This is a genomic window from Marivirga sp., from assembly GCF_024636815.1.
GTDB lineage: Bacteria > Bacteroidota > Bacteroidia > Cytophagales > Cyclobacteriaceae > Marivirga.
The window spans coordinates 1-11,289 of the sequence record NZ_JAGXGF010000095.1 but is presented as its reverse complement, the minus strand read 5'-3'; the positions used below and the strand labels follow the sequence as shown (position 1 = coordinate 11,289).

The window sequence follows — 11,289 nt, the reverse complement described above, 5'->3', positions numbered from 1 at the left end:
GCACTTGCTTTTCCAGAAGCTGAGAATGGGAATTTACCTACCTTTAAGTCGTAACCAGCTTCTTTAGCTTGCTTTTCAGTATAGCCAACTGAAGCAATTTCAGGACTACAATATGTACAACCGGGTATGTTTTTGTAATCTAATGGCTCAGGATTTTCACCAGCGATTTTTTCTACACAGATAATACCTTCTGCCGAAGCTACGTGAGCCAATGCAGGACCGTGAACAATATCACCAATAGCATAAACGCCATCAACATTGGTTTTATAATAATCATCAACCAATACTTTTCCTTTGTCAGTTGAAACGCCTAAGTCTTCTAAGCCAATTCCTTTCAAATTTGTGTCAATACCAACTGCAGAAAGTACTACATCGCAATCTAATTTTTCTTCACCTTTTTTGGTTTTAACCGTTACTTTGCAACCGCTTCCTTTGGTGTCAACTGAAGTTACTTCAGAGCTGGTCATGATATTGATGCCTGCTTTTTTGTATGTCTTAGCTAATGCTTTAGAAACTTCCTCGTCTTCAACCGGCACAATTCTATCCATAAATTCCACTATGGTAACTTCTGTTCCGATTGCATTGTAGAAATAGGCGAATTCAACACCTATAGCTCCTGAACCTACTACAACCATTTTCTTTGGTTGTTTTTCTAAGCTCATTGCTTTTCTATATTCTATGATTTTCTTCCCATCAATTGGAAGATTTGGTAATTCTTTAGCTCTTCCACCAGTAGCTAGAATGATGTTGTCAGCAGAATATTCCGTTTTTTTACCATCATTTTCTACTTCTACTTTCTTTCCTGATTTTAACTTTCCAAAACCGTCAATAACATCGATTTTGTTTTTCTTCATCAAGAATTGAACTCCTTTACTCATGCCATCAGCTACACCACGGCTTCTTTTCACCATTCCTGAGAAATCAGCTTTGGCATCTTTTACGGTAATGCCGTAATCCTCAGCATGGCTGATATATTCAAATACATTGGCACTTTTCAATAATGCTTTAGTTGGGATACATCCCCAGTTTAAGCAAACTCCACCTAAACTTTCTTTTTCAACTATAGCTACTTTTTTGCCTAATTGAGAGGCACGGATTGCTGCTACATAACCACCCGGACCGGAGCCCACTATTATAATGTCATATTTTGATGCCATAATATCTATTAATTAAATTTTGGATTCGTTTTTACTTGCAGACAAATTTAATGGAAAAGGGGCTAGAAAAAAATTTTGTTGCTTTTATCAAATTTTCCATATCATTGAATAATTATTGATACTACTAACAATTGTTTTAATGAATGAAATTTTCTATTCGTATTTTAATAAAAAGAATATCGATTATTTTTTATGCTTGTTAATTTCCGGAATTATATTTTGGGTAGTAAATTTCTTCGGTTTGGACTATACATACGACTCGCATTTGTATATTGAGATAGCTAAACAGGTTAATTCAACTAATTTTTTTCTTGTAGAGGGATTTAATATTAAGCCACCGGTTTTACCCATGGTAATTACTTTGTTCGGTGAACAAAATATGGTTTGGATAAATTTATTGTGCTATTTATGCATTCAAGGCTTAGGCGTAGTTTGGTCTCGTAAAATTACGGATAGATTTGTGAGATATTCGTTTTTAATCGTTCTTGTATTTGCCACTCCTCATATATTAATAAGTTCCTTTCTCTGGACTGAACCGCTCTTCTTATCCATTATGTTTTTTTCTTTTTATCTGTTGGATAAGTTTCATCAAAAAAATCAGCCAAAATTTATGGTTGCTGCCATTGTTTTGCTACTCTTTTTACCATTTATACGTTTTGCGGGTATATTTTTGATTTTTCCTCTCTTAGCATTTCTTCTTTTAACTTTAAAAAATAAGAAAGTGGTTTTTGTTTCATTTCTGGTTTTACTTTTCCTCATTTCCAGTTGGGTATTTATCTTTAGTGAGGGTTTTTTAGGAAGATGGGAAAGATTTATACAGCCGTTTTTAGCAGGAAGATTAAGTCATATAGAATTCAATCTTTCTTCCTATTCAAAAGCTTTGAGTAGTTGGTTTTTCCCTTATACTATTGATGGATTTGTATCAAGATTAATAAGCATCACCCTTATGCTTATTATCATTTATAGATCTTCAAAAAAGTATTTTGCCCAAAAGGGAAATATCCTTTTCTTATCTCCTCTGTTATTTTTAATCTATTTTTTTCTCATGATGCTTGTTTTCAAGGTGGAATATTATGCTGCAGAAAGATATCTGTCTATTTTTTACCTATTGATTATTTTGAATATTTTTCTTCAAATTGATTACGCTCTTGAGTCAATAAAATCTGTTTATTTCAAGTGGGGAGTATATTTTATCATTTTTATTTTTGCTCTTTATAGCTTCTTGAGAACAATAAAGAATGTTTATTTCTGGTATGATTTAAGGTCTGAATCAGTAAGCTCGGACATTACCTTAAGTATACTAGCAATGGTTTCATAGATTAATTTCTAAATACTTGAACTCTATATTTTTGCTTTCATTTTCTTAATTAGCTTATTCCTTGTAATTTTAAACTTTTTACAATCAACTACAAACCCATTATGACAAAACTATTAGAAGGAAAAACCGCACTCATCACAGGTGCTTCAAAAGGAATAGGAAAAGCAATTGCCCAAAAATATGCTGAGCAAGGCGCTAATGTGGCTTTCACTTTTTTATCAAGTGTAGAAAAAGGCCAGGCTTTGGAAAAAGAATTATCTGATGCTTATGGTGTGAAAGTAAAAGGATATCGCTCTGATGCTTCAGATTTTAAAGCAGCAGAAGAATTAATAGCTGGTGTAGTGTCTGATTTTGGAAGCTTAGATATATTGGTCAACAATGCCGGTATCACGAAAGATAATTTATTAATGCGCATGACGGAAGAAATGTGGGATGATGTCATCAATATCAATTTGAAATCATGTTTCAATACTGTGAAAGCAGCCAACCGTACTTTCATGAAGCAGAAAAGTGGTTCTATTATTAATATGACTTCTGTTGTAGGAATAAAAGGAAATCCGGGTCAAGCCAATTATTCTGCTTCTAAAGCTGGAATTATCGGATTTACTAAATCCGTGGCTTTGGAATTAGGATCTAGAAATATTCGCTCTAATGCCATTGCTCCAGGCTTTATTGAAACTGAAATGACTGATGCCTTAGATGAAAAAACGGTACAAGGATGGAGAGATGCTATTCCGTTGAAACGCGGAGGAACCCCAGAAGATGTAGCTGAATTATGCGTTTTCTTAGGTTCTGATATGTCATCCTACATTACAGGACAAGTAATCCAGGTTGATGGCGGAATGTTAACTTGATTTTATACTTAAAAATATAATTATTTCTTTTAAACCTGTCAGGTTTTCATAGCTATCTTTCTTATAAATGATTTAATTTTTATCAAAATATGATGGAGTAAAACCTGAGAGGTTTATTTAAGGCTACAAGATTTTTATCATTTATAATAGTATTCACTTTTTTCCTTTATTTTTCCTCGAACTTATTAACTTTAGCTTCCGTTTAGCTGAATGTTACATTTCATTTTGAAGTATTTCTTATTTAGGGATTTACCTCATATATTAATATAATAATTATGTACACAAATTTTGAAGCGTTAGATAGAAATTCAAGACTTTGGGTTTATCAAGCTGAAAGACCTTTTAATGAGGAGGAAAAGCAATTTATTTTACAAAATGGTAAAGCATTTGTAGATTCATGGACTGCTCATAATAAAGCTTTAGATGCAACTATAGAAATAAAGTACAAACAGTTTATAGTGTTGGCAGTAGATGAAACTAAAGCTCCTGCTACAGGATGTTCAATTGATAAATCGGTTCATTTTGTAAAAGCTTTAGAAAATGAGTTGAAAATAAACTTATTGGATAAAAGTAAAATAGCTTTTCTGAAAGATGATGCTATAATTTTAGAAAATTTACCATCAATTAAATCAAAAGTGGAGTCAGATGAGATTACAGCTGATTTACTAACTTTTAATAATATGGTGACTACTAAAGGTGATTTTGAAACAAACTGGTTAATTCCTGCTAGGGAAAGTTGGATGGGAAGATTTTTTAAAGCAAAAGTATGATTATAGTAAGTTTATCGTTTTAATATCTAGATGTTTAAAACTGAATCATTGAAAAATACATTTTATATAATTTTAATATCCTTTTTCTTTCTAAATGCATGCTCTGTGTATAAAAAAGCAGAAAAAAAGTTTGAAAAAGGTGAGTATAATACTGCCATTAAATTATACGAGCAAGCAGTTAAGAAAAATGATAATGGCGCTGAGGCGCTATTCTTTAGTGCGGAATCCTACCGTCTTTCTAATAGGTTGGAAATTGCAGCCCCATATTATGAAGCAGCAATAGATTCAGGTTACAGAGAAGATGAAGTATATTATAATTATGCTTTAGCACTGAAATCAAACTCAGATTATAAAAGTGCTAAAGAAGTACTAGAAAATTATTTACCTAATGCTAACAATCCTGAGATTAAAAGACTGGCAGAATTTCAACTACAGAATCTTTACAACATAGATGAGATACTTGAAGATCAGACTTTTTACACAGTAAAAAATTTAGAAGAAATCAATACTCCTGCTGCAGAGTATGCCCCTTTCTTTCATGATAATGAACTGTATTTTACTTCCACCAGAGATGAAGATAGCAAAATTTATAAAGCAACTGGAGATAATTTTTCAGATATTTATAAAGTCAAATCAAGAGGTGCAAATATAGATACCTCCACAATTGAAAAATTACCAGCCATCATTAATTGGCCTGATGCAAATGAAGGCTCTGTAGCAATCGACCCCAGAGGCAGAACAATGGTTTTTGCTCGTGGTAATACAGGAAAAAGAAAAGGATTAAATGATGTTAACTTATACATTACTCGCTACAGAAATAGCACATGGTCTGAGCCTGAATTAATGCAAATAAACGATCCTAATGCATGGAATTCTACTCCGGCATTTAGTGAGGATGGGCGTACTCTTTATTTTTCTTCCACTCGAGAAGGAGGATTTGGAGGAGTAGATTTGTATTCTGCTACGGTCAATAGCCGTGGGCAGTGGGGCAATGTTCGAAATTTGGGCAATAAAATTAACACCTCTGAAGATGAGATGTTTCCCTCTACTTCTCAAGATGGCAAGCTGTATTTCTCTTCCAATGGACATCCAGGTTTAGGAAAACTTGATATTTTCGTGGCTGAAAGAAAGGGTGGGGAAATTAAGATATCTCATTTGGGTAAACCCATGAACTCCAATAAAGATGATTTTGCTGTTTTTATGTATTCTCCCGATAGAGGATTCTTTTCCAGCGACAGACCGGGGGGTGAAGGAAGAGATGATATTTATACCTTCAAAAATGAAGATCCTGATTTGAAGATTGTAAATTATTTCCTGGCAGGAGTGACTACAACTCATAATTCTAGTGATGAAGAGGTAATTCTACCAGGAGCTAATGTGAGAATATTCTCTCAAGACAGCGTTTTATTAGGCGAGATATTAACAGCTCAAGATGGTAAATTTAATTTTAGAGTTTCTGAAGAGGAGGATTATTTTATTATAGCAGAGAAAGATAATTATTTCACCACTCGTAAGAGGTTCTCGACAGTTGGGAAAACCTTAGATAAAAGCAAGCTAAATTCTTTAATCACTAATAAGGTTTTTGAAGCAGAGATTCTGCTGGAAGAAATCATTTTGGATAAAGCCTTCGAGCTTGAAAACATCTATTATGATTTTGATTCCGCTAATATTAGGGCTGATGCAGCCATAGAGCTAAATAAATTGGTTACTATTTTGAAAGATAACCCACCTATTAAAATTGAGTTGAGTTCCCATACCGATGCCAGAGGTGAGGCTGCTTACAATCAAGAATTATCTAAGCGAAGAGCAGAATCTGCTGTTGCCTATATCATTTCGCAAGGAATTGATCCTTCCAGAATAAAGGCCAAAGGTTATGGTGAAAGTCAATTGATTATAGAAGATGCCCAAACAGAAGGAGAACACGAGACTAACCGTAGAACCGAGTTTAAGGTAACAGAATACGATAAAGAAATAGCCAGAAGAATAAGAGAGCAAGAAGAGGCTCAGTTCAAAAAGGGTACAGTAGAAGTAGAGATTAAAGAAGAAAAAGAAGTACCCGAAGCCTCAACTGATGAGTTTGATTTTAATTAGACAGCCAGCCCCCTAACCCCCAAAGGGGGAATTATTCTCACGGATTTATTGAAGCAGTAAATAATAATATTATCACTGTTTTCATTAATCTTTAAGAAATATAAAAGTAAGTAATGATGTTAAATCAAATTGGATAACAAAAGTAGTTCTGTGCGTCTTTCCCCCTTTGGGGGTTAGGGGGCCGGACTAGGGGCTAAAAAAAGCCCCACATTGCTGCGAGGCTTCCCCTATTGTTGAATGATGATGAATTTTAATTTAATTTTACATTGAATCTATATCAGTTTCAAATTATAAAGCTAAAGTAATTCTGTGCTTATTCCCCCTTTGGGGGTTAGGTAGGGGGATGGCTCTACTGAATAATCACCCTAATATTTTCTTGCAATCCGTTATGATTCACTTTTAAGATGTACATACCAGATTTTAATTTTTGATTGATTTGTAAGCTACCATCAGTATTGAAGTTTCTAAATTCCTGAACTATCACTCCAGATAAATCAAATAAGCCAACATAAGCTAAATCTTCTCTAAACTCACTTGGCACTTGTATTTTTAGGTTTGAAGCATCTTTCACAGGATTAGGAGAAACAGCCAATTTTCCTTCAAAACCAATTTCTATTTTCACCACAGGTGAGTATTCAAAAGTAGCGTCAATATCTACAGCTTTCAATCTATAGTAGATTATGCCAAAAGGAGCATTTCTATCAGTAAAATCATAATTAACATCTGACATGCTTTCTCCCATACCCTGCACTAAGCCAATTTGTGACCAGTTATTTTGATCAATAGAACGCTCAATTTCAAAGTGAGAAAAGTTTTCTTCTTTGGCAGTTACCCAGTTTAAAGCAATGTTTTGGCCCGCTTTTGAGACTTCGAATGATTTTAGTTCAATTGGCAGAGAGGTTTCACAAAAATTGGTGCCACCATCTTCACAAGTCTTTGCGGAAATTGTCGTTTCACAAGGATCAGTAGTACATGCAGTTTTGCTGGCACCTAATATTGAGTCAGCCTCTATACTTCCGCCACCAGATATAGCTATTTGTTGATTCTCAAAATCTAGAGTTCCATTCACTATCAATTCACCATTTACGATAAAGTCTTTAGGAGAAGCATTACCTTCAAATCGTAAATCACCATTTACGATTACAGTGACACCTTCAGGTATAAAAAAGATGTTTGTATTAGAAGGTCTTAAAACAATATCTCCTTCTGATATTAAATCAGTATTAAAAAATATAGTATCAATGTTTGCACCAGTTTCTATTAGTAAGCCATTTAAATCACCTATTCCGTCTCCATTACTATCATCACAACCACATTCATCACATATAATCCGATTGCCAGTTGAGCCACCTGTTGCCGTAATAGTACATTCTTGAGCTTTTGTAAAACTTAAAAAACTTAAACAAATTCCGATAAGAAGTAAAATCTTTTTCATAATCATAAAATTATATATGCAAATATACGGGATTCCCTTAGAACTAATTGAAAATCAGTGGGTGAATTACCGATATTTCCTTACATGGAACACCTAATATACGACCATTCACCATAATATGGATGTCAAGTCCTTGGCTTTTCCGTTGAAACTACAAATTTACTCGATTAAACCTTTCAAATTCTAATTTTACCTATCCTCATATTATCATTAAAGTAATTTGCTCTTTGTGGTTGGGTCTGCATACGCTATATTTGTGACTTAATAGAAACTAGAATTCATTTATGGCTGATTTTGAAAACCTACAACTGGCTAATGACAATGGTGTACTAACCATCACCATTAATAGAGCCGAAAAACTAAATGCCCTAAATATCGCCACTATAGAAGAATTGCGTGAAGCTTTCCAAGATATTTATGATAATAATGAAGTGAAATCTGTCATTTTAACCGGTGCCGGAGAAAAAGCTTTTGTAGCAGGTGCTGATATTTCTGAAATATCAGAATTGAATGAAATGAATGGTAGAAAGTTTTCTGAGAATGGTCAGGAAGTTTTTGAAATGATAGAGAAATGTCATAAACCTGTCTTGGCAGCCGTAAATGGTTTTGCTTTAGGCGGTGGTTGTGAATTGGCAATGGCTTGTCATATGCGTATTGCAACTCCTAATGCTAAATTTGGTCAGCCTGAGGTAAATCTCGGAATTATACCGGGCTATGGTGGTACTCAGAGATTAACACAGCTTATTGGTAAAGGAAAAGCTTTAGAACTCATGATGACTGCTGATTTCATAGGAGCTGAGGAAGCAAAAAGCCTTGGTTTAGTAAATCACATAGCAGAAAGTCATGAGGAGTTAATGACTTTAGCTAATTCTATCTTAAGCAAAATAAATAGCAAAGCACCTCTGGCCATTGGTATGGTAATAGACTGTGTGAATGGTTATTATACAGGAGATGAAAATGGTTATCAAACGGAAGCAAATAGCTTTGCAGCTTGCTGCAAGTCCGAAGATTTTAAAGAAGGAACGAAGGCCTTTTTAGAGAAAAGAGCTGCTGAATTTAAAGGAGAGTGATTAATTAATAATTAGTAATTTTTTAATTAGTAATTTTAAAAATATGGTAAGTAGGAAGATGGAGGTTCAGTTGGGCATCCATCTTCCCAATTACCAATTCAAACCCTCAACTTCCAACACCCAACTTCTTCCAATGAACCCACTTAAAAAGTTAGCATCAGAAGCCGGTTTGTATGGATTGCCCAGTATCTTGGGTAGGGTATTGACTTATTTATTGGTACCACTGCATACTACAGTTTTTATCCCCGAACAATTTGGTAGTATCGGTGAACTCTATGCCTATGCTGCTTTTTTGAATATTATTTATACTTACGGCATGGAAACGGCCTATTTCCGTTTTAGCACTAAAGAAAAATCGGAAAGCTATTATGCACAGGCTTTTACTTCAATTCTATTAACTTCAATCCTTTTTAGTGGCGGTATATTTTTATTTGCAGAACAAATCATTCAATTTCTTGGGTTATCTGTTCAAACATACATTGTGCGTTATCTTGCTGCCATCTTTTTTATAGATGCTATTGTTGCAATTCCACTAGCGAAACTGCGGTTAGCACACAAAGCAAGAAAATTTGCTTTCACTCGAATAAGCAATATTGTTTTAAATATTTTATTGAACTTATGCTTTTTAATGCTTTTTCCATATCTCGCGAAAATCGGCATCATGGATTGGGAGGAACAAAAACCTTTGGATATAGGCTATGTGTTTTTAGCAAATTTACTGGCTAATTTATCCATGATTTTCATTTTATATAAGGAAATTTTCTTGGTAAGGCTCCAATTTAACTGGGCTAAAATGAAGAAAATGCTGGTTTATTCTTGGCCCATTTTATTAATGGGAGTTGCAGGTATATCTGTGGACCAATTGGATAAAGTAATTTTTGAGCATCTGTTACCCGAAAATTTTTATGAAGGAAAAACAGCTGAGGCTGCACTAGGAATTTATTTAGCTGCTTTCAAATTGAGCGTTTTTATGATGTTAGCCATTCAAGCTTTTCGTTATGCTGGTGAACCTTTCTTTTTTAGTCAAGCTGAAGACAAAGAAGCACCAGAGCTTTTCGCCAAAGTATTATATTATTTCGTTTCTCTTTCTTTAGTAATTTGGGTAGGGGTTAGTTTAAATGCCGACTTGATCGGAAAGATATTTTTAAGAAGTGCTGAATATAGAGAGGCGCTTTTTTTAGTGCCTATTTTGCTCTTTGGTAAATTGTTTTTCGGTATCTATATTAATTTGAGTATTTGGTTTAAGATCACCGATAAAACTTATTATGGTGTTTATATAAGTGTTTTGGGTGGGCTAGTTGCTCTAATAGGGAATATACTTTTAATTCCTGTTTTAGGATATACAGGCGCAGCTTTAGCTTCGGTAATGGCTTATTTTAGTATGATGATCTATTGTTATTTTACGGGGCAAAAGTATTTTAGGATTCCTTATCCTATAGGTAAAATAGCGCTAAACATTTTAATAGCGGGAATTATAATAGTTGCTTTTTTCTACTTCAAACCGGCTAATCTTTGGCTTAATTATGGATTAGGAATAGGAATTACAATACTATATACGGGCGTTATGTTTTTATATGAACGCAAAAGGATTTTTTCCAAAAGATTAAAATGATACTTTTGAATTAGAATAATATATTATGCAAGTAAAAGTTATAAATAAATCAAATAATGAATTACCGGCTTATCAAACGCAAAGTGCAGCTGGTTTAGATTTAAGAGCAAATTTGGATGAGCCAATCAATTTGAAGCCTATGCAAAGGATTTTGGTTCCAACAGGCTTGTTTATGGAGTTGCCAAATGGATATGAGGCGCAAATTCGGCCAAGAAGTGGATTGGCATTTAAACATGGAATTACGGTTTTGAATAGCCCTGGCACGATTGATGCAGATTACAGGGGAGAAATTAAGATTTTATTGGTTAACTTATCAGATGAAGCTTTTTTAATTGAATCTGGTGAAAGAGTCGCCCAAATGGTGATCTCCCAGCATGAGCAAATTGATTGGAGCTTAGTAGAAACATTAGAAGATTCTGAAAGAAGTGCAGGTGGTTTTGGGAGTACGGGGAAATAGCCCCCTAACCCCCAAAGGGGGAAAATGCACGGAAGGACTTTAGTCTTTTATATTGCAACTTTTATGATTTTAATTTTTTGAAAGAGAAGTGAAAAATAGTAGTATAGATTTTGTTTCTATTCAAATCAATTCGTGAGATTATCCCCGCCAGCTGGCGGGGATTATAGGGGTGTTTTGGGAAATGCTAGAGAGTAAAGAACAAAAAATAGAATCAAGTTTTGGAATAATAAATAGCTAAAAAATAATTTCACTAATTTTAAAAATAAGAAAAATAGCCTTGGGGCTTTAAAAATATAAAATATTATGAACATTATCATTCCAATGGCGGGCATGGGTAAACGCATGCGCCCACATACATTAACAGTTCCGAAACCATTAGTACCCATAGCAGGAAAACCAATCGTGCAACGCTTGGTGGAGGACATCGCTAAAGTTTGCGGCAGTGAGGTGGATAAGATCGGATTTATCATTAAATCATCTTTTGGAAAAGAAATAGAAGAGAGCCTATTGAAGATTGCTAAATCT

Annotated in this window: 10 protein-coding genes; 8 read left to right on the top strand and 2 right to left on the bottom strand. The window is 34.2% G+C overall.

What is annotated here, in order from left to right; genetic code table 11:
• Window positions 1-1,157 (bottom strand): dihydrolipoyl dehydrogenase (gene lpdA / locus Q0L29_RS07110; protein WP_296620300.1); only part of this gene is annotated, 1,157 nt, incomplete at its 3' end.
• Window positions 1,158-1,536: 379 nt separating this feature from the next.
• Between lpdA and Q0L29_RS07105 the strand changes: the two genes are divergently transcribed.
• The 4 genes from Q0L29_RS07105 to Q0L29_RS07090 all read left to right on the top strand — a co-directional run bounded on the left by Q0L29_RS07105 (window position 1,537) and on the right by Q0L29_RS07090 (window position 6,190).
• On the top strand, window positions 1,537-2,475 hold the full coding sequence (locus Q0L29_RS07105; protein ID WP_296620298.1) for a hypothetical protein: 939 nt from the start codon (window positions 1,537-1,539) through the stop codon (window positions 2,473-2,475).
• Window positions 2,476-2,576: 101 nt separating this feature from the next.
• Window positions 2,577-3,329, top strand: coding sequence for a 3-oxoacyl-[acyl-carrier-protein] reductase (gene fabG, locus Q0L29_RS07100; RefSeq protein ID WP_296620296.1), 753 nt, complete (start codon window positions 2,577-2,579; stop codon window positions 3,327-3,329).
• 275 nt (window positions 3,330-3,604) lie between these two features.
• The gene (locus Q0L29_RS07095) at window positions 3,605-4,099 is read left to right on the top strand and encodes a hypothetical protein (RefSeq protein ID WP_296620295.1); all 495 of its coding nucleotides are present in this window, start codon (window positions 3,605-3,607) and stop codon (window positions 4,097-4,099) included.
• A gap of 105 nt (window positions 4,100-4,204) precedes the next feature.
• Entirely contained in the window at window positions 4,205-6,190 is a 1,986-nt protein-coding gene (locus Q0L29_RS07090; RefSeq protein WP_296620293.1) for an OmpA family protein, read from the top strand.
• A gap of 349 nt (window positions 6,191-6,539) precedes the next feature.
• On the opposite strand, the gene Q0L29_RS07085 is transcribed toward Q0L29_RS07090, so the two are convergent.
• Complete coding sequence (locus Q0L29_RS07085; RefSeq protein ID WP_296620292.1) at window positions 6,540-7,625, bottom strand: T9SS type A sorting domain-containing protein; 1,086 nt, start codon at window positions 7,623-7,625, stop codon at window positions 6,540-6,542.
• A gap of 284 nt (window positions 7,626-7,909) precedes the next feature.
• Here Q0L29_RS07085 and Q0L29_RS07080 point away from each other — a divergent pair, with 284 nt between their 5' ends.
• From Q0L29_RS07080 to Q0L29_RS07065, 4 genes are all read left to right on the top strand, one after another.
• Window positions 7,910-8,695: an enoyl-CoA hydratase-related protein gene (locus Q0L29_RS07080; protein WP_296620290.1), complete on the top strand. Its 786-nt coding sequence runs from the start codon at window positions 7,910-7,912 to the stop codon at window positions 8,693-8,695.
• Window positions 8,696-8,738: 43 nt separating this feature from the next.
• Window positions 8,739-10,307 carry a lipopolysaccharide biosynthesis protein gene (locus Q0L29_RS07075; protein WP_296620288.1) on the top strand — a complete coding sequence of 523 codons (1,569 nt, stop codon included), beginning with the start codon at window positions 8,739-8,741 and terminating at the stop codon, window positions 10,305-10,307.
• A gap of 25 nt (window positions 10,308-10,332) precedes the next feature.
• Complete coding sequence (gene dut / locus Q0L29_RS07070; protein WP_296620286.1) at window positions 10,333-10,764, top strand: dUTP diphosphatase; 432 nt, start codon at window positions 10,333-10,335, stop codon at window positions 10,762-10,764.
• Between the two features lie 303 nt (window positions 10,765-11,067).
• Window positions 11,068-11,289: sugar phosphate nucleotidyltransferase (locus tag Q0L29_RS07065; RefSeq protein WP_296620284.1), on the top strand; the 222-nt coding region annotated here is incomplete at its 3' end.

What these genes read in the sequence shown, in the direction of transcription:
- Q0L29_RS07105 (WP_296620298.1), top strand. Translation starts at nt 1,537, where the DNA reads ATGGTTTGGATAAATTTATTGTGCTATTTATGCATTCAAGGCTTAGGC.
- fabG (WP_296620296.1), top strand. Translation starts at nt 2,577, where the DNA reads ATGACAAAACTATTAGAAGGAAAAACCGCACTCATCACAGGTGCTTCA.
- Q0L29_RS07095 (WP_296620295.1), top strand. Translation starts at nt 3,605, where the DNA reads ATGTACACAAATTTTGAAGCGTTAGATAGAAATTCAAGACTTTGGGTT.
- Q0L29_RS07085 (WP_296620292.1), bottom strand. Translation starts at nt 7,625, where the DNA reads ATGAAAAAGATTTTACTTCTTATCGGAATTTGTTTAAGTTTTTTAAGT.
- Q0L29_RS07080 (WP_296620290.1), top strand. Translation starts at nt 7,910, where the DNA reads ATGGCTGATTTTGAAAACCTACAACTGGCTAATGACAATGGTGTACTA.
- Q0L29_RS07075 (WP_296620288.1), top strand. Translation starts at nt 8,739, where the DNA reads ATGGTAAGTAGGAAGATGGAGGTTCAGTTGGGCATCCATCTTCCCAAT.
- dut (WP_296620286.1), top strand. Translation starts at nt 10,333, where the DNA reads ATGCAAGTAAAAGTTATAAATAAATCAAATAATGAATTACCGGCTTAT.